The 17,385-nt window shown below is 72.9% G+C and carries 16 protein-coding genes, 1 pseudogene and 1 riboswitch; of the genes and pseudogenes, 13 read left to right on the top strand and 4 right to left on the bottom strand.

The genetic code is table 11. The annotated features are described in order from the left end of the window. From HYE82_RS22240 to HYE82_RS22225, 4 genes are all read left to right on the top strand, one after another. The coding region (locus tag HYE82_RS22240; protein ID WP_179175893.1) for a YifB family Mg chelatase-like AAA ATPase at positions 1 to 1,034 on the top strand (1,034 nt) is incomplete at its 5' end. Between the two features lie 113 nt (positions 1,035 to 1,147). Continuing rightward, positions 1,148 to 2,260 (top strand): DNA-processing protein DprA, encoded by a 1,113-nt coding sequence (gene dprA / locus HYE82_RS22235; protein ID WP_309144408.1) that lies wholly within the window; start codon positions 1,148 to 1,150, stop codon positions 2,258 to 2,260. A 248-nt stretch (positions 2,261 to 2,508) separates the two neighbouring features. Continuing rightward, positions 2,509 to 3,345 (top strand): RNA polymerase sigma factor WhiG, encoded by an 837-nt coding sequence (whiG, locus tag HYE82_RS22230; protein ID WP_179175892.1) that lies wholly within the window; start codon positions 2,509 to 2,511, stop codon positions 3,343 to 3,345. Positions 3,346 to 3,397: 52 nt separating this feature from the next. Continuing rightward, positions 3,398 to 3,955 carry a TetR/AcrR family transcriptional regulator gene (locus HYE82_RS22225; protein ID WP_179175895.1) on the top strand — a complete coding sequence of 186 codons (558 nt, stop codon included), beginning with the start codon at positions 3,398 to 3,400 and terminating at the stop codon, positions 3,953 to 3,955. Positions 3,956 to 4,133: 178 nt separating this feature from the next. Here HYE82_RS22225 and HYE82_RS22220 read toward each other — a convergent pair. After that, a pseudogene (locus HYE82_RS22220) lies at positions 4,134 to 4,634 on the bottom strand (peptidoglycan DD-metalloendopeptidase family protein); the annotation flags it as partial. Positions 4,635 to 4,883: 249 nt separating this feature from the next. On the opposite strand from HYE82_RS22220, the gene rpsB reads away from it, so the two are divergent. The 9 genes from rpsB to HYE82_RS22175 all read left to right on the top strand — a co-directional run bounded on the left by rpsB (position 4,884) and on the right by HYE82_RS22175 (position 14,770). Beyond that, a complete protein-coding gene (rpsB, locus tag HYE82_RS22215) occupies positions 4,884 to 5,732 on the top strand; it encodes a 30S ribosomal protein S2 (protein ID WP_179175891.1) in 849 nt (282 codons plus the stop codon). A 135-nt stretch (positions 5,733 to 5,867) separates the two neighbouring features. After that, a complete protein-coding gene (tsf, locus tag HYE82_RS22210) occupies positions 5,868 to 6,704 on the top strand; it encodes a translation elongation factor Ts (RefSeq protein WP_179175890.1) in 837 nt (278 codons plus the stop codon). 163 nt (positions 6,705 to 6,867) lie between these two features. Then, positions 6,868 to 7,647, top strand: coding sequence for a UMP kinase (gene pyrH, locus HYE82_RS22205; RefSeq protein WP_179175889.1), 780 nt, complete (start codon positions 6,868 to 6,870; stop codon positions 7,645 to 7,647). A gap of 85 nt (positions 7,648 to 7,732) precedes the next feature. Next, complete coding sequence (frr, locus tag HYE82_RS22200) at positions 7,733 to 8,290, top strand: ribosome recycling factor (protein ID WP_179175888.1); 558 nt, start codon at positions 7,733 to 7,735, stop codon at positions 8,288 to 8,290. After that, positions 8,290 to 9,375 carry a phosphatidate cytidylyltransferase gene (locus HYE82_RS22195; RefSeq protein ID WP_179175887.1) on the top strand — a complete coding sequence of 362 codons (1,086 nt, stop codon included), beginning with the start codon at positions 8,290 to 8,292 and terminating at the stop codon, positions 9,373 to 9,375. Before frr ends, HYE82_RS22195 begins: the two co-directional genes overlap by 1 nt. Before the next feature lie 194 nt (positions 9,376 to 9,569). After that, complete coding sequence (rlmN, locus tag HYE82_RS22190; RefSeq protein ID WP_179175886.1) at positions 9,570 to 10,685, top strand: 23S rRNA (adenine(2503)-C(2))-methyltransferase RlmN; 1,116 nt, start codon at positions 9,570 to 9,572, stop codon at positions 10,683 to 10,685. A 58-nt stretch (positions 10,686 to 10,743) separates the two neighbouring features. After that, positions 10,744 to 10,852: riboswitch (TPP riboswitch) on the top strand. 89 nt (positions 10,853 to 10,941) lie between these two features. Further along, positions 10,942 to 12,045, top strand: coding sequence for a thiamine ABC transporter substrate binding subunit (locus HYE82_RS22185; protein WP_179175885.1), 1,104 nt, complete (start codon positions 10,942 to 10,944; stop codon positions 12,043 to 12,045). A gap of 56 nt (positions 12,046 to 12,101) precedes the next feature. Next, positions 12,102 to 13,718, top strand: coding sequence for an iron ABC transporter permease (locus HYE82_RS22180; RefSeq protein ID WP_256987538.1), 1,617 nt, complete (start codon positions 12,102 to 12,104; stop codon positions 13,716 to 13,718). Next, on the top strand, positions 13,718 to 14,770 hold the full coding sequence (locus HYE82_RS22175; RefSeq protein ID WP_179175883.1) for an ABC transporter ATP-binding protein: 1,053 nt from the start codon (positions 13,718 to 13,720) through the stop codon (positions 14,768 to 14,770). Before HYE82_RS22180 ends, HYE82_RS22175 begins: the two co-directional genes overlap by 1 nt. Here HYE82_RS22175 and HYE82_RS39045 read toward each other — a convergent pair. The 3 genes from HYE82_RS39045 to HYE82_RS22160 all read right to left on the bottom strand — a co-directional run bounded on the left by HYE82_RS39045 (position 14,733) and on the right by HYE82_RS22160 (position 17,268). Continuing rightward, on the bottom strand, positions 14,733 to 15,659 hold the full coding sequence (locus HYE82_RS39045; protein WP_179175882.1) for a DMT family transporter: 927 nt from the start codon (positions 15,657 to 15,659) through the stop codon (positions 14,733 to 14,735). The two genes, HYE82_RS22175 and HYE82_RS39045, sit on opposite strands and share 38 nt — an antisense overlap. Before the next feature lie 44 nt (positions 15,660 to 15,703). Then, on the bottom strand, positions 15,704 to 16,633 hold the full coding sequence (locus tag HYE82_RS22165) for a hypothetical protein (protein WP_179175881.1): 930 nt from the start codon (positions 16,631 to 16,633) through the stop codon (positions 15,704 to 15,706). Positions 16,634 to 16,785: 152 nt separating this feature from the next. Then, positions 16,786 to 17,268, bottom strand: a complete 483-nt coding sequence (locus HYE82_RS22160; protein WP_309144407.1) for a hypothetical protein — start codon at positions 17,266 to 17,268, stop codon at positions 16,786 to 16,788. Positions 17,269 to 17,385 lie beyond the last annotated feature (117 nt).

Raw genomic sequence — 17,385 nt, 5'->3', positions numbered from 1 at the left:
GCACCGGGGTCGTGCCGGGCGGGGGAGCGGCCGGGGTGGCGGACTTCCCCGACCTGCGCGACGTCGCCGGGCAGCACACGGCCCGCCGGGCCCTGGAAGTGGCCGCCTCCGGGGGCCACCACGTCTTCCTCAGCGGACCCCCGGGCGCCGGCAAGACGATGCTGGCCGAGCGGCTCCCCTGGATCCTGCCGCCGCTCACCCGGCAGGACTCCCTGGAGGTCACCGCCGTCCACTCGGTCGCGGGGATCCTTCCGCCCGGCGATCCGCTGGTCGGCAGACCTCCGTACTGCGCGCCCCACCACTCGGCGACGATGCAGTCGCTGGTCGGCGGCGGGGCGGGCGTGCCCCGTCCCGGGGCGGTCTCCCTGGCCCACCGGGGCGTGCTCTTCCTCGACGAGGCGGCGGAGTTCGGCACCAAAGCGCTGGACGCGCTGCGCCAGCCCCTCGAATCGGGGCGGGTGGTCATCGCCCGGGCCGCCGGGGTGGTGCAGCTGCCCGCCAGGTTCCTCATGGTGCTCGCGGCGAACCCCTGCCCGTGCGGGCGGCACGGGCTGCCGGGCGCCGGCTGCGAATGCCCCGCCTCTGCGGTCCGCCGCTACCAGGCGCGGCTGTCCGGGCCGCTGCTGGACAGGGTGGACCTGCGCGTCGGGGTCGAGCCCGTCGGTCGCTCCGAGCTGCTCGGCGCCTGCGGCCGCGGGGAGGACACGGCGACGGTCGCCGCCCGGGTCCGCCGGGCCCGGGACCGGGCCGCCGCCCGACTGGCCGGCACCCCGTGGCGGCTCAATGCCGAGATCCCCGGACACGAGCTGCGGACCCGCTGGCCGGCGGCGCCCGGGGCGATGGCGCAGGCCGAGCGGGACCTGGAGCGCGGGATGCTCACGGCCCGGGGGCTGGACCGGGTGCTGCGGGTCGCCTGGACGGTGGCCGACGTGCGGGGCAACGACCGGCCCGACGCGCTCGACGTGGCCGTCGCGCTGGAACTGCGGACCGGGATCGGCCGCGGGGCCGTCCTGGCCGCGGGGGCCGGGCCGTGACCGCGGCCCGGGGGCCGGGACGGGAGCCGCTGCCGGGCGCCGCCCGGGGCCCGGCCCCGGCGCCCGCGCCGGAGGCGGATGCGTGGGACGCCCGGGAGGATCCCGGGACCGAGGTGTCGGCCCGCGCCGCACTGACCCGGGTGCTGGAGCCCGGGGACGTGCACGCCGGGCGCTGGCTGCGCGAACACGGAGCCGCCGGGCTGATGCGGCTCCTGACCGGTCCGGACCCGGAACCGGAGGCACTCGGCGGGGCGGGGCGCCGACGGCTCGCCGGATACCGCAGGCGGGCCGCGCTCGCCGACCCCCGGCGGGACCTGGCGGCCGCCGCCGAGGCGGGCTGCCGGTTCATCTGCCCCGGGTCGGCCCAGTGGCCGACCCAGCTCGACGACCTCGGCGACGCCCGGCCCGTCGGCCTGTGGGTGCGGGGCGCCCCCGACCTGCGGACCTGGGCGCTGCGCTCGGTCGCCGTGGTCGGCGCCCGCGCCTGCACCCCGTACGGAGCGCACATGGCCCACACGCTGGCCGCCGGGCTCGCCGAGCGGGGCTGGGTGGTGGTGTCCGGGGCCGCGTACGGGATCGACGGCGCGGCTCACCGCGGAGCCCTCGGCAGCGGCGGCGCCACGGCCGCGGTACTGGCCTGCGGGGTGGACGTCGCCTACCCCCGCGGACACGCCGGGCTGCTCGGGGCCATCGCCGGCCAGGGGCTGGTGCTGGGGGAGCTGCCGCCCGGCAGCCACCCGACGCCCGCCCGGTTCGTGCTGCGCAACCGGGTCATCGCGGCCCTCACCCGGGGCACCGTCGTGGTCGAGGCCGCCTACCGCAGCGGCTCCCTGGTCACCGCGCGACGGGCCGGCGAGCTGGGGCGGTTCACCATGGGCGTCCCCGGCCCCGCCACCAGCGGGCTCTCGGCCGGGGTCCACGAACTGCTGCGCGGCGAGGGCGTGCTCGTCACCGACGCCGCGGAGGTCGTCGAACTCGTCGGCGGCATCGGGGAGCTCGCCCCCGAGCGGCGCGGGCCCGTCCTCCCCCGGGACCTGCTGCACCCGGACACCGCCCGGGTGCTCGAAGCACTCCCGGCCGGCCGCACCGCGCAGGTGGACGAACTCGCCCTCGCCGCGGGCACCGGAACCGATGAAGTCATCGGCAGACTGTACGAACTTCACTCTCTGGGGTTCGTCGAACGGCTGGGCGCCGGCTGGCGGTTGACGCCGCAGACACGCCGATGAGCCACACGAACCGGTGGCACCCGGCGAGGCGTTCGCTGACCTGGGGCGTTCCGGTGAAAGAGTGAAACCGATGAAAGACGCGGTCCTTCCGTCGGCAGCCGCCGGGACCGAGCGCCAGGCGCCGGTCCCGGGTCGCCCGTGCGAGCCGGGGCGCGTCTGGGGCCTCATACGATCCCGTACTCTTCGCGCACCGCGACAATCCCGTCACGCTACGCTCCCAAGGAATCCCGCTCCGGCAAAGGCGAAGCATGCCCCAGTACATCTCAGGGTCCGACCGCGCCGCCGCGCCCCCCGCTGCCCGCGGCAGCGTGCGGGCCACCGCGCCCTCGTCCCTGGACGCGCTGTGGCGCTCGTACAAGGAGACGGGTGACGAACGCCTGAGGGAGCAGCTGATCCTGCACTACTCGCCGCTGGTGAAGTACGTCGCCGGCCGGGTCAGCGTCGGGCTGCCGCCCAACGTGGAGCAGGCCGACTTCGTCTCCTCCGGGGTCTTCGGGCTGATCGACGCGATCGAGAAGTTCGACCTCGACCGCTCCATCAAGTTCGAGACGTACGCGATCACCCGGATCCGCGGGGCGATGATCGACGAGTTGCGGGCGCTGGACTGGATCCCCCGCTCCGTACGGCAGAAGGCGCGGGCGGTCGAGCGGGCCTACGCCACCCTGGAGGCCCAGCTGCGCCGCACCCCGACCGAGCAGGAGGTCGCCGGCGAGATGGGCATCGCGGTGGAGGAACTCCACACGGTCTTCAGCCAGTTGTCGCTGGCGAACGTGGTCGCCCTGGAGGAGCTGCTGCACGTCGGGGGGGAGGGCGGCGACCGCCTCTCCCTGATGGACACCCTGGAGGACACCGCGGCCGACGACCCGGTGGAGGTGGCCGAGGACCGCGAGCTGCGCAGGCTCCTGGCCCGCGCCGTCAACACGCTGCCCGAGCGCGAGAAGACCGTGGTGACCCTCTACTACTACGAGGGCCTCACACTCGCCGAGATCGGCAACGTGCTCGGGGTGACCGAGAGCCGGGTCAGCCAGATCCACACCAAGTCGGTGCTGCAACTGCGCGCAAAGCTTGCGGATGTAGGGCGCTGAGTCCGCCGGTCCTCCGTACAGTGGACGCGTGCCCAGGATTCGAGCGGCCTCCGTGGCCGAGCACCGGTCGATGCAGCGCCGCGCCCTGCTGGACGCGGCGCGCACCCTGCTGTCCGAGGGCGGGACGGAGGCGCTGACCTTCCCCGCCCTGGCGCAGCGCACCGGGCTCGCCCGGTCCTCCGTCTACGAGTACTTCCGGTCCCGCGCGGCCGTGGTCGAAGAGCTGTGCGCGGTGGACTTCCCCGTGTGGGCGGCCGAGATCGAGGCCGCCATGGAGCAGGCGGCGACCCCCGAGGCGAAGATCGAGGCGTACGTGCGCAGCCAGCTGGGCCTGGTCGGCGACCGCCGGCACCGGGCCGTGGTCGCCATCTCGGCGAGCGAGCTGGACGCCGGCGCCCGCGAGAAGATCCGCGCCGCGCACGGCGGACTCGTCGCGATGATCGTGGAGGCCCTCTCCGCCCTGGGCCAGGAGCAGCCCAAGCTGGCGGCCATACTGCTCCAGGGCGTGGTCGACGCGGCGGTGCGGCGCATCGAACTCGGCGCCGCCGAGGATCCGGCCGTGGTGACGCAGACGGCGGTCGCGATGGCCCTCCGGGGCGTGCGCGGCTGACCCGCGGACCCCGCCCCGCCGTCCCCGTCCTCACCGCCGCCGGCGCCGCCCGGGGCGGGCCGCCGATTGGGTCCGCCATCGGCAGCAGCCTCGGGGCGGGGCGCGGGATCAGCAACAGCGGGTTGAGGTAGGTCTCGCCCGACAGCAGACCCCAGTGCAGACAGGGGCTTGCGCAGTGGCCCCCTTCCGTCAGGACCGCCACGACCTGGCCCGCGGCGACCGGCTCCCCCTCGGCGACGAGCGGTCGGACCGGCTCGTACGTGGTGCGCAGGCCCCCGGGCAGGGTCAGGGACAGCACCCCGCGCCCGGCCACCGGGCCCGCGAAGTGGACCCGGCCGGGCCCCACGGCCCGCACCCGCGCCCCCGCGGGGGCGGCGAGGTCCACCCCGCGGTGGCCCGCCGCGTACGGCGACGGCGGCGGCTCGAACCAGCGGACCACCACGAGCGGAGCCGGCAGCGGCCGGAAGACCAGACCCGCCCCGGAGGGCCGTGGAACCTGCGGAACCTGCGGGGCCTGCCGGGCCTGCGGGGCGTGTCGACCGTGCGAAGCGCGGGAAGCCGTGGTTCCGGGCAGGGCGACCGCGGCGGGCCGGGCGCCCGCCGAGGGCAGGGCGTCCCCGGCGGGCGGGGTGACCGACCGGGTCAGCGCCAGCAGCAGTGCGAGCAGCAGAGTCGTCATGCCGGCAGCGTCCCGCACCGCCCGCAGCGCACGGCGGAGCCTGTGGACGGGCGGCCGGGTGTGGACAGCGGCGTCACCTGGCATACCGCCCGGTCCCGTACACTTCTTACGGCGATCCGGGTCACCGGGTCGACTTCGCACGCCCCAGCACCGGCCGACCAGGCCGTGTGGCAGCGTCTCTCGGTCCCCTTTCCGGGGGCAGGACGCGGTGGGGTGTCAGGACCAAACCGAGAAACCAAGGAGATGGCCATGGCCGTCGTAACGATGCGGGAGCTGCTGGAGAGCGGCGTCCACTTCGGTCACCAGACCCGTCGCTGGAACCCGAAGATGAAGCGCTTCATCTTCACCGAGCGCAACGGCATCTACATCATCGACCTGCTCCAGTCGCTGTCGTACATCGACCGCGCCTACGAGTTCGTCAAGGAGACCGTCGCGCACGGCGGCTCCATCATGTTCGTCGGTACGAAGAAGCAGGCCCAGGAGGCCATCGCCGAGCAGGCGACGCGCGTCGGCATGCCCTACGTCAACCAGCGCTGGCTGGGTGGCATGCTCACCAACTTCTCGACCGTCTACAAGCGCCTGCAGCGCCTGAAGGAGCTCGAGGCGATCGACTTCGAGGACGTCGCCGCCTCGGGTCTCACCAAGAAGGAGCTCCTGGTCCTCTCCCGCGAGAAGGCCAAGCTGGAGAAGACCCTCGGTGGTATCCGCGAGATGCAGAAGGTGCCGAGCGCCGTCTGGATCGTCGACACCAAGAAGGAGCACATCGCCGTCGGCGAGGCTCGCAAGCTGAACATCCCGGTCGTCGCGATCCTCGACACCAACTGCGACCCCGACGAGGTCGACTACAAGATCCCGGGCAACGACGACGCGATCCGCTCCGTCACCCTGCTCACCCGTGTGATCGCCGACGCCGTCGCCGAGGGCCTCATCGCCCGCTCCGGCGCTGCGACCGGTGACTCGAAGCCGGGCGACAAGGCCGCCGGCGAGCCGCTCGCCGAGTGGGAGCGCGACCTGCTCGAGGGCGAGAAGAAGGCCGACGCGGCCGAGGCCGCCCCGGCCGCCGAGGCTGCCCCGGCCGCCGAGGCCGAGCAGGCCTGACCCGCTGAGGGCGCCCGGAGTTCACGCTCCGGGCACTCGCAGGACGGACGATGACGGCGGGGGAGCCGCGCCACGAGCGCGGCGCCTCCGCCGTTCACCCGTAGATCTACGACTTCGAGAGAGAATCACAGACTCATGGCGAACTACACCGCCGCTGACGTCAAGAAGCTCCGCGAGCTCACCGGCGCCGGCATGCTGGACTGCAAGAACGCGCTCGTCGAGGCCGACGGTGACGTCGAGAAGGCCCAGGAGGCCCTCCGCATCAAGGGTCAGAAGGGCGTCGCCAAGCGCGAGGGCCGTTCTGCCGAGAACGGTGCCGTCGTCTCCCTCATCGCCGACGACAACACCTCCGGTGTCATCGTCGAGCTGAAGTGCGAGACCGACTTCGTCGCCAAGGGCGAGAAGTTCCTGGCCGTCGCCAACCAGCTGGCCGCGCACGTCGCCGCCACCTCCCCGGCCGACATCGAGGCGCTGCTCGCGTCCGAGATCGAGCCCGGCAAGACCGTCACCGCCTTCGTCGACGAGGCCAACGCCAACCTCGGCGAGAAGATCGTCCTGGACCGCTTCGCGCAGTTCACCGGCGGTTTCGTGACCTCCTACATGCACCGCACCATGCCCGACCTGCCGTTCCAGATCGGCGTCCTGGTCGAGCTGGACAAGGAGAACGCCGAGGTCGCCCGCGGTGTGGCGCAGCACATCGCCGCGTTCGCCCCGCAGTGGCTGTCCGCCGAGGACGTCCCGGCCGAGAAGGTCGAGTCCGAGCGCCGCATCGCCGAAGAGGTCACCCGCGCGGAGGGCAAGCCCGAGGCCGCCATCGCGAAGATCGTCGAGGGTCGCGTCAACGGCTTCTTCAAGGAGGCCACCCTCCTCGGCCAGCCGTACGCGCTGGACAACAAGAAGTCCGTCCAGAAGGTTCTGGACGAGGCCGGTGTCACCCTGAAGCGTTTCGCGCGCATCAAGGTCGGCATCTGAGTCCGTCCGTACAACGACGGACACCGGACCCCGGTAGGGTCTGAGGCAGTCGTCCGCGTACGCGCGGAACGACCGCAGATCTGACGAGGAGGCCATTGCCGTAGAGGGAACCGCGAGGACCCACCGGCAATGGCCTTCTTCGTATGTGCACGAGGAGATCTCCATGAATCAGGGCGTGGACCCCCACAACGCTTCCGACGACAAGAGCGACCACGGGAAGAAGGGCCGCCGCTTCATGCTGAAGCTGTCCGGCGAAGCCTTCTCCGGTGGCGGCGGACTGGGCGTCGACCCCGACGTCGTCCATGCCATCGCGCGCGAGATCGGCGCGGTGGTCCGGGACGGCGCGGAGATCGCCGTCGTGATCGGCGGCGGCAACTTCTTCCGAGGCGCCGAACTCCAGCAGCGCGGCATGGACCGCGCCCGGTCCGACTACATGGGCATGCTCGGCACCGTCATGAACTGCCTCGCCCTCCAGGACTTCCTGGAGAAGGAAGGCATCGACTCCCGCGTGCAGACCGCGATCACCATGGGCCAGGTCGCCGAGCCGTACATTCCGCTGCGGGCCGTACGGCACCTGGAGAAGGGCCGCGTCGTGATCTTCGGCGCGGGTATGGGCATGCCGTACTTCTCCACCGACACCACGGCCGCCCAGCGTGCCCTGGAGATCGACGCCGAGGCCCTGCTCATGGGCAAGAACGGCGTCGACGGGGTCTACGACTCCGACCCCAAGAAGAACCCCGACGCAGTGAAGTTCGACGCGCTGGAGTACGGGGAGGTGCTGTCCCGCGACCTCAAGGTCGCCGACGCCACCGCCATCACGCTGTGCCGCGACAACAAGCTGCCGATCCTGGTGTTCGAACTGCTTGCCGAGGGCAATATCGCCCGCGCCGTCAAGGGTGAGAAGATCGGCACGCTCGTGAGCGACCAGGGAACCCGGGCCTGAGCGGTCCGCAGCCGGTCCGGGCCCCGCGGGACCCGGACCGCACCGCCCGCCTGAACCATCCATTCAAGACATGCAGGAGCACGTGGTGATCGAAGAAATCCTCCTCGAGGCCGAGGAGAAGATGGAGAAGGCCGTCGTCGTCGCCAAGGAGGACTTCGCCGCGATCCGCACGGGCCGTGCGCACCCGGCGATGTTCAACAAGATCGTGGCGGACTACTACGGCGCCCTGACGCCCATCAACCAGCTCGCGTCCTTCTCGGTGCCCGAGCCGCGCATGGCCGTCGTGACCCCGTTCGACAAGAGCGCCCTGCGCAACATCGAGCAGGCCATCCGGGACTCCGACCTGGGGGTCAACCCCAGCAACGACGGCAACATCATCCGGGTGACCTTCCCCGAGCTCACCGAGGAGCGCCGCAAGGAGTACATCAAGGTCGCGCGCGGCAAGGCCGAGGACTCCAAGGTCTCCATCCGTTCCGTCCGCCGCAAGGCCAAGGACGCCCTCGACAAGCTCGTCAAGGACAAGGAGACGGGCGAGGACGAGGTGCGCCGCGCCGAGAAGGAGCTCGACGACACCACCGCGAAGTACGTCGCGCAGGTGGACGAGCTGCTCAAGCACAAGGAAGCCGAGCTGCTCGAGGTCTGATGAACGACTCTCCCTGGGCCACGGAGCCGGTACCGGCGGGTCCCGCATACGATGCGCTGGTGGGACCGCACACTCGGCCCATGCCCATCGTGCCCGATGCCGCCGGCCGTGACTTCGACGACCGGGAAGCACGCGATCGGGGGGCTGCCGCTGACGGCGGCCCCCCGTTCCGCACCGAGATGCCGCCGCAGGAGCCCATGCCCAGCCCCCCGCCTCCGCCTTCGCAGGCACCGCAGGACTCCTCGCCCCCGCCGCAGAAGAAGCAGAAGAAGCGGGCCGGGCGAGACCTGCGTGCCGCCATAGGGGTCGGTGTCGGCCTCGGTGCCGTGATCTTCGCTTCGCTCTTCATCGTGAAGGCGGTCTTCGTCGGCGTCATCGTCGTCGCGGTCGTCGTCGGCCTGTGGGAGCTCACCTCCCGGCTGCAGGAGAAGAAGGGCATCAAGGCGCCGCTCGTCCCGCTCGCGATCGGCGGCGCCGCCATGGTCATCGCCGGGTACGTGAGGGGTGCCGAGGGCGCCTGGGTGGCCATGGCCCTGACCGCGCTGGCGGTCCTGGTCTGGCGGATGACCGAGCAGCCCGAGGACTACCTCAAGGACGTCACGGCGGGTGTCTTCGCGGCGTTCTACGTGCCCTTCCTGGCGACCTTCGTCGCGATGCTCCTCACGGCGGACGACGGCCCGCAGCGGGTGCTCACCTTCCTGGCGCTGACCGTGGTCAGCGACACCGGGGCCTACGCGGTGGGCTGGCGCTTCGGCAAGACCAAGCTCGCGCCGCGCATCAGCCCGGGGAAGACCCGCGAGGGGCTCCTCGGCGCGGTGGCCTTCTCGATGGGAGCCGGCGCGCTGTGCATGGAGTTCCTGGTCGACGGCGGAGCCTGGTGGCAGGGCCTGGTCCTCGGCCTCGCGGTCGCGGTCAGCGCCACGCTGGGCGACCTCGGCGAGTCGATGATCAAGCGGGACCTGGGCATCAAGGACATGGGCACCCTGCTCCCCGGCCACGGGGGGATCATGGACCGGCTGGACTCCCTCCTGCCGACCGCCCCGGTGGTCTGGCTGCTGCTGGCCCTGTTCGTCGGCACCGGCTGACCGCCGGAACCGGATCGTCGGTACCGGTTGAGCCGACCGGGTTATCCTGAAGGGCGCACCCTTTCCGTGGTGCGCCCTTTCCCCGTGATCGCGGGGATGCATCTCGTGAGGTCTCCGGGCGCGGACCGCGCCATCGCCATCGGCTCCGCACGCGCGGAGCCCGTCGGACCTCGTCGCCTGAGGAAGGACCGATCATGGCACCCCGCCCCGCTCCGGGAGAGCTCACCTTCGTCGCGCCCAAGGGAGCGAAGAAGCCGCCCCGGCACCTCGCCGACCTCTCGCCGGCCGAGCGGCGCGAGGCGGTCGCCGCGATCGGCGAGAAGCCGTTCCGGGCCAAGCAGCTCTCGCAGCACTACTTCGCGCGCTACGCCCACGACCCGGCGGAGTGGACCGACATCCCGGCGTCCTCCCGCGAGAAGCTCCGCGAGGAGCTGCTGCCCGACCTGATGAGCGTCGTGCGGCACATCTCCTGCGACGACGACACCACCCGCAAGACCCTGTGGCGGCTGCACGACGGCACGCTGGTCGAGTCCGTACTGATGCGCTACCCCGACCGGGTCACCATGTGCATCTCCTCGCAGGCCGGCTGCGGCATGAACTGTCCGTTCTGCGCCACCGGCCAGGCCGGCCTGGACCGCAACCTGTCCACCGCGGAGATCGTGCACCAGATCGTCGACGGCATGCGCGCCCTGCGCGACGGCGAGGTCCCCGGCGGCCCGGCCCGGCTGTCGAACATCGTCTTCATGGGCATGGGCGAGCCGCTGGCCAACTACAAGCGGGTCGTCGGCGCCATCCGCCGCCTGACCGACCCCGAGCCGGACGGCCTGGGCCTGTCCCAGCGCGGCATCACCGTCTCCACCGTCGGCCTGGTCCCGGCGATGCTGCGGTTCGCCGACGAGGGCTTCAAGTGCCGCCTCGCCGTCTCGCTGCACGCTCCCGACGACGAGCTGCGCGACACCCTCGTGCCCGTGAACACCCGCTGGAAGGTCCGCGAGGTCCTCGACGCGGCCTGGGAGTACGCCGAGAAGTCCGGCCGCCGGGTCTCCATCGAGTACGCCCTGATCCGCGACATCAACGACCAGGCCTGGCGCGGCGACCTCCTGGGCAAGCTCCTCAAGGGCAAGCGCGTCCACGTCAACCTGATCCCGCTGAACCCGACGCCGGGCTCGAAGTGGACCGCCTCGCGCCCCGAGGACGAGCGGGCCTTCGTCGAGGCCATCGCCCGCCACGGCGTGCCCGTGACCGTCCGTGACACCCGCGGTCAGGAGATCGACGGTGCGTGCGGCCAGCTGGCCGCTGCGGAGCGGTAGCTTCCGCTTCTCGTGGGGCCGGTTGGGCCACGGGGTACCCTGTGGCCGAACCAATTGCATATTCCGACAGGGGAGCGCCACAGCGCTGAGAGTGCGGCACCGTCAGCCGCAGACCCTCTGAACCTCGCCCCGGTCATTCGGGGTAGGAAGTTCGGTCACCACTCAAGCTGTTGCGCCCTGCCCCGGCGCCCGCTCTCGACAGAGCGCCGGGGCAGGGCCGCGTCTTCTCCTGGTCATCCCAGGAGGAATACAACCAGTGAGCACCACCAAGAAGATCGCGGGAGTCGCGCTCGCGGCCGCCCTCGGTGTCACCACGCTCAGCGCCTGCGGCGGCGACGGCGGCCAGGACAAGGCCGAGGACGGCGCCAGCGGGTCGCCGAAGTCCAAGACGGTCACCCTCGTCTCCCACGACTCCTTCAGCGTGACCGAAGCGGTCCTGAAGGAGTTCGAGCAGCAGAGCGGCTACACCGTGAAGGTCCTCAAGTCCGGGGACGCGGGTGCCGCCCTCAACCAGGAGATCCTCACCAAGGGCTCCCCGCGCGGCGACGTGTTCTTCGGCGTGGACAACACCCTCCTCTCGCGCGCCCTGGACAACGGCATCTTCACCCCGTACGAGTCCAAGGGCCTGGCCGGTGTGAAGCCCGAGTACGTCCTCGACAAGCAGCACCGGGTCACGCCCGTCGACTCCGGCGACATCTGCGTCAACTACGACAAGGCGTACTTCGCCGACAAGAAGATCGCCCCGCCGCAGACGCTCGAAGACCTGGTCAAGCCCGAGTACAAGAACCTGCTGGTCACCGAGAACGCGGCCACCTCCTCCCCGGGCCTGGGCTTCCTGCTGGCCACCGTCGGCAAGTACGGCGAGGAGGGCTGGAAGGACTACTGGAGCAAGCTCAAGGCCAACGGCGTCGAGGTCGTCGACGGCTGGGAGCAGGCCTACAACGAGCGCTTCTCCGGTTCCGCGGGCGGCAAGAAGGCCAAGGGCGACCGCCCGCTGGTCGTCTCCTACGCCTCCAGCCCGCCGGTCGAGGTCCTGTACGCCGACCCGAAGCCGGCCGAGGCCCCGACGGGCGTGGCCACCGGCACCTGCTTCCGCCAGGTCGAGTTCGCCGGCCTGCTCAAGGGCGCGAAGAACGAGGAGGGCGGCAAGGCGCTGATCGACTTCATGATCGGCAAGAAGTTCCAGGAGGACATGCCGCTCCAGATGTTCGTGAACCCGGTGGTCACGGACGCCTCGCTGCCGGAGCTGTTCACGCAGCACGGCGTGGTCGTCGAGAAGCCCGAGACCGTGGCTCCCGAGACCATCGCCAAGAACCGTGAGCAGTGGGTCAAGACATGGTCCTCGCTCGTCGTGAAGTAGCCCCGGGCCGGACAGCGGGCAGGACGGCACGCGGTGCGGCTGTCAGGACGGCCCTGATGGCCCTGCCGCTGGCCTTCTTCGCGCTGTTCTTCGCCTACCCCGTCACCGCGATCGTCGGCCGCGGGCTCAGGACCGACACCGGCTGGCAGGCCGGCCGCATCGGCGAGGTGCTGACCCAGCCCGAGATCGCCGGGGTGGTCTGGTTCACCGCCTGGCAGGCGGCCGCCTCCACGCTGCTCACCCTGCTGATCGCGCTCCCCGCCGCGTACGTCTTCGCACGGCTGGAGTTCCCCGGCAAGCAGCTGCTGCGGGCCGTGGTCACCGTCCCCTTCGTGCTGCCCACCGTGGTCGTCGGCACCGCCTTCCTGGCGCTGGTCGGGCGGGGCGGGCTGCTGGAGGAGCTGTGGGGCGTACGGCTGGACACCACCGTGTGGGCGATCCTGCTCGCACACGTCTTCTTCAACTACGCCGTGGTCGTCCGCACCGTCGGCGGGCTGTGGGCGCAGCTGGACCCCCGCCAGGAGGAGGCCGCCCGGGTGCTGGGCGCCGGGCGGTTCGCCGCCTGGCGGCGGGTGACGCTGCCCGCGCTGGTCCCGGCGGTGGCCGCGGCCGCGCTCATGGTCTTCCTGTTCACGTTCACCTCGTTCGGCGTCGTGCAGATCCTCGGCGGGCCCTCGTACGCCACGCTGGAGGTGGAGGTCTACCGGCAGACCGCGCAGCTGCTGGACCTGTCCACGGCCGCCGTCCTGACGATGGTCCAGTTCGCCGCCGTCGCCCTGATCCTCGCCGTGCACGCCTGGACCGTACGCCGGCGCGAGACCGCGCTGCGGCTCGTGGACCCGGCGCGGACCGCGCACCGGCCGCGCGGATTCGCCCAGCGCGCCCTGCTGGGCGGGGTGCTGCTGACGGTGGCCGTGCTCGTCGTGCTGCCGCTGGGCGTGCTGGTGGAGCGGTCCCTCGACGCCCCGGGCGGGTACGGGCTGGGCTTCTACCGGGCGCTGCAGAGCGCCGGCTCGGGCGGCGGAACGTTTCTGGTGCCGCCGCTGGAGGCCGTCTGGAACTCCCTGCAGTACGCACTGGCCGCCACCGGCATCGCCCTCGTGGTCGGCGGGCTCGCGGCCGCCGCGCTGACCCGGAGAGCGGGCCCCTTCGTCCGCGGCTTCGACGCGCTGCTGATGCTGCCGCTCGGGGTGTCCGCGGTGACCGTCGGCTTCGGGTTCCTGATCACCCTGGACGAGCCGCCGCTTGACCTGCGGACCTCGTGGATCCTGGTGCCGCTGGCCCAGGCGCTCGTCGGCGTGCCCTTCGTCGTACGGACCATGCTGCCGGTGCTGCGGGCCGTGGACAGCCGGCTCCGGGAGGCGGCAGCCGTGCTGGGCGCGTCCCCCCTGCGGGCCTGGCGGGAGGTGGACCTGCCGCTGGTGCGGCGGGCGCTGCTGATCGCGGCCGGCTTCGCCTTCGCCGTGTCGCTGGGGGAGTTCGGGGCCACCGTCTTCATCGCGCGGCCCGACCGGCCGACGCTGCCGGTGGCCGTGGCCCGGCTGCTCGGGCGGGCCGGGGAGCTGAACTACGGGCAGGCGATGGCCCTGAGCACGATTCTGATGCTGGTGTGCGCGGCCGCCCTGCTGGTGCTGGAGCGGCTGCGCCCCGACAAGACCTCGGGAGAGTTCTGATGACGTTGCTCGAACTGGCCGGGGTCTCGGTCCGCTTCGGCGAGCGCGCCGTCGTCGACCGGGTGGACCTCCGGGTCGCCGAGCACGAGATCGTCTGCGTACTGGGGCCGAGCGGCAGCGGGAAGTCCACGCTGCTGCGGGTCGTCGCCGGGCTCCAGCCCGTCTCGGCCGGCCGGGTCCTGCTGGGCGGCGCCGACCAGGCACGGGTGCCCGTGCACCGGCGGGGGGTCGGGCTGATGTTCCAGGACCACCAGCTCTTCCCGCACCGCAACGTCGGCGACAACGTGGCGTTCGGCCTGCGCATGCAGGGCGCCGGGGGCGTACTGCGAGGCCTGCGCCGCGGAGCGGGCGGCCCCGCGGAGGACCGGGTCGCGGAGCTGCTGGAACTGGTCGGGCTCCCCGGGGCCCGGCGCCGCTCGGTGGCCTCCCTGTCGGGCGGCGAGCAGCAGCGGGTCGCGCTGGCCCGGGCGCTGGCCCCGTCGCCGCGGCTGCTGATGCTGGACGAGCCGCTGGGGCAGCTGGACCGCGGGCTGCGCGAGCGCCTGGTGGTGGAGCTGCGCGGGCTGTTCTCCCGGCTGGGCACCACCGTGCTGGCCGTCACCCACGACCAGGGGGAGGCGTTCGCCCTGGCCGACCGGGTCGTGGTGATGGGCGACGGCCGGATCGCGCAGGCCGGGACCCCGCTGGAGGTGTGGCAGCGGCCGGCCTCCGAGTTCGTGGCGCGCTTCCTCGGCTTCGAGAACGTCGTCCCGGCGACGGTGTCGGGCGGCGCCGCGGCGACCGCCTGGGGCAAGGTTCCCGTGCCGGAGGGATCCCCGGAGGGGGAGCAGCGGGTGCTGATCCGGCCGGCGGGCGTGGTGCTCGCGGCGGCGGGCCTCGCCTGCGAGGTGGTGTCCCGCACCTTCCGCGGCACGCACGTGGCGCTGCGGCTGCGCCCGGAGTCCGGCCCGGACCTGGAGGCCGAGTGCGGGCTGGCCGCCGCCCCGGCGGTGGGGGACCGGGTGGCGGTGGCGTTCACACCGACCGAGGTGGTCGTCCTCCCGGAGGCCTGACCGGGGCATCGGGAGCCGGGCCGGGCCGGCGCAGCGCGCCGAGGTACACGCCGGCGAGGATGAGCGGGGCGCCCAGCAGCAGCGAGGGGGTCAGCGGCTCGTCGTCGAGCCGGGCCGAGGCGAGGATCGCGATGACCGGGGCCACGACGAACGCGTACGCCGCCCGGGCCGCGCCCCAGCGCTGGATCACGAGCAGGTAGCAGACGAAGGTGAGCACCGAGCCCGCCACGACCAGGTATGCCAGGGCCCACCAGGTCGCGGCGCGCTCCGGCGCCACCCAGCGGTCGCCCGCGAGCGCCGACCCGGAGAACAAGGCGGCCGCGGCGGCCGCCATGCCCACCGCGTTCATGGCCACCGGGTGCACCTTCGGCAGCCGCTGCACCAGCACTGCGGCCTCGGCCAGCGACAGCACGCTCCCCAGCGAGGCGAGCAGGGCGAACGGCGGCACCGACGCCTGGAGCGGGGCCTGGGAGATCACGGCGACCCCTGCCAGGGCGCACAGCGTGCCCGCGGCCGCCCCGGCCCGCAGCCGCTCCTGCCGCTGCGCGACGGCCAGCAGCAGGGTGGCCAGGGGTACGAGTGCGAAGAGCGTCTGCCCGAGGCCGGCGTGGATGTGCACCAGGGCGTAGTACGTGAGGGCGAACGTGACGCCGAAGTTGAGCAGCCCGTAGAGGGCCGCCCCGCCCAGGGCCCGCCCCCGTGGCCAGGGCAGCCGGAGGGCGGCCATGACGCAGACCAGCACCAGCGTGGCGGCACCGAACCGCAGGGCGGCGCTCCACAGCGGGTCGAGCTCCCGCAGGCAGAACCTGACCCCGACGGCGTTGCCCCCGGCTGCCACGGCGCCGACCGTGAACGCAGCCGTGGCCACCCGGTCGCGGCGGTGGTCCATCCCCCCACCGTAGGCCGCCGCGCTGGGCCCCGCCGGGCGGCCTGCTAGCGCAGCGGCGCCGGCTCCGGTTCCGGGGCCCGGGCCGGCTCCGGGTCGGTGATCGGGGCGTCGGCCCCGTCGTGCTTGCCGTACCAGGCCACGGCCACGGCCCCGGCCACCGCGAGGACGAAGCCCAGCACGGCCAGCCAGGCCAGGCCCGGCCGGGAGGCGTCGCCGAGCCACAGCACGCCGATCGCCCCGGGCAGCACGGTCTCGCCGACCACCAGCGCGGCGGTCGCCCCGTTCACGGAGCCGATCTGCAGGGCCACGGTGTGCAGGTACATGCCGCCGACGCCGGCGAGCACGATCGCGTACAGGGCCGGGTCGCCGAGCAGGGCGAGCGGGTCGAAGGGGTCGATGCCGTTCAGGATCCGGACGCCGACGCCGAGCGCGCCGAAGGCGAGGCCGGACAGCAGGCCGGCGAGTATCGCGGCCCGGCCGCCGAGCAGGCGTACGGCCACGGTGCCGCCCACGATGATCAGCGCGGTGACGGCGAACAGCCACCAGTGCGTGGCCATCGGGGCGTGGTGGCCGCCCTCGTGCCCGGCGGCCGTGGCGAGCAGGACGAGCGCCGCGCACACGACGCCGATGGAGATCCACTCCTTGCGGGTCAGCCGGAGGCCGAGCATCCGCACGCTCAGGATCGCCGTGATCACCAGGTTGGCGCTGATGACCGTCTGGGACAGGAAGAGGGGGAGCATCCGGGCGGCGAGGGCACCCAGGCCGAAGCCCGCGAAGTCCAGGATGGTGCCGACGATGAATTCCCAGGTCATCGCCGCCTTCGCGGTCGACGTCAGGTTGGGGCCGCCGTGCGCGGTGACCCCGGCGGCGGCCGGGTTCGCCCGGGCGGCCCGGCGCGATCCGACGGCTTGCAGGACGGATCCCGTGCCGTAGCAGATGGACGCCGCTATCGCGGTCAGCAGGCCTATGAGCACCGGTGGCTCCGTTCACGTGTGACAGGTTGTGCCGTAAGTACCGCTTGTGCGGGGTACGACTGCCAGACGTGAGAACGGGCCGGGAAGTTGCCTCCCCGGCCCGGTTTGTTGCAGTGCTCGCGGGTCGGAGGGTCAGCGTCAGCGGGGCACAGTCAGCGGGTCAGTGCGAGCGAAGTCAACTCCGCCAGCCCCCAGCTGACGGGGACGCACACCGTGAGCAGCGCGCCGACCCGGACGGTGGCGGCCGTCCGCAGGACGGTTGCGGGGGTGCCGAGTTCGATCAGGGCGGCGCGGGCGGCGGATCGGCTCTGGCGGACTTCCACGGCGGAGGCGAGCAGGGTCGCGGCCGCGCACAGGGCGACGAGGGCGCAGGCCGGGCCGGTCAGCGGGCCGAGCGGGGCGCCGAGTCCCCCCGGACCGGGCAGGGCCGCGGCGCTGAGCGCGGCCGCCCCCACCGCACAGAGCACGCCGAGCGGGCGGCCGATCCGGGGGGCCTCCTCCTGCAGGGCCCGGCCGGCGAGCAGCCGGAGTGCGCCCGGGCGGGCGGTCTGGACCAGGGTTCCGCAGGCGTGGACCAGGCCGGGGCCGGCGAGGGCGAGCCCGAGGGCCGTGAGGACCCAGCCGACGGGCAGCACGGCCCCGCCGCGGCCGGCGTACCCCTCGACGGCGAGTCCGCAGGCGGTGAGGGCGATGCCCCAGGGCAGGGCGGTCTGCGGGGGGCTGTCTCTTATACAAATCTGACGCTGGCGACG

Origin of the sequence: Streptomyces sp. BR123 (assembly GCF_013401435.1) — a bacterium.
GTDB lineage: Bacteria > Actinomycetota > Actinomycetes > Streptomycetales > Streptomycetaceae > Streptomyces.
Note: the sequence above shows the minus strand (reverse complement) of the source record. Positions and strands in the feature narration are given on the sequence as shown.

Excerpts from the sequence above, each read along its gene's own strand:
- whiG (WP_179175892.1), top strand. The coding sequence starts at position 2,509 with ATGCCCCAGTACATCTCAGGGTCCGACCGCGCCGCCGCGCCCCCCGCT.
- rpsB (WP_179175891.1), top strand. The coding sequence starts at position 4,884 with ATGGCCGTCGTAACGATGCGGGAGCTGCTGGAGAGCGGCGTCCACTTC.
- tsf (WP_179175890.1), top strand. The coding sequence starts at position 5,868 with ATGGCGAACTACACCGCCGCTGACGTCAAGAAGCTCCGCGAGCTCACC.
- pyrH (WP_179175889.1), top strand. The coding sequence starts at position 6,868 with ATGAATCAGGGCGTGGACCCCCACAACGCTTCCGACGACAAGAGCGAC.
- HYE82_RS22195 (WP_179175887.1), top strand. The coding sequence starts at position 8,290 with ATGAACGACTCTCCCTGGGCCACGGAGCCGGTACCGGCGGGTCCCGCA.
- rlmN (WP_179175886.1), top strand. The coding sequence starts at position 9,570 with ATGGCACCCCGCCCCGCTCCGGGAGAGCTCACCTTCGTCGCGCCCAAG.
- HYE82_RS22180 (WP_256987538.1), top strand. The coding sequence starts at position 12,102 with ATGGCCCTGCCGCTGGCCTTCTTCGCGCTGTTCTTCGCCTACCCCGTC.
- HYE82_RS22175 (WP_179175883.1), top strand. The coding sequence starts at position 13,718 with ATGACGTTGCTCGAACTGGCCGGGGTCTCGGTCCGCTTCGGCGAGCGC.
- HYE82_RS39045 (WP_179175882.1), bottom strand. The coding sequence starts at position 15,659 with ATGGACCACCGCCGCGACCGGGTGGCCACGGCTGCGTTCACGGTCGGC.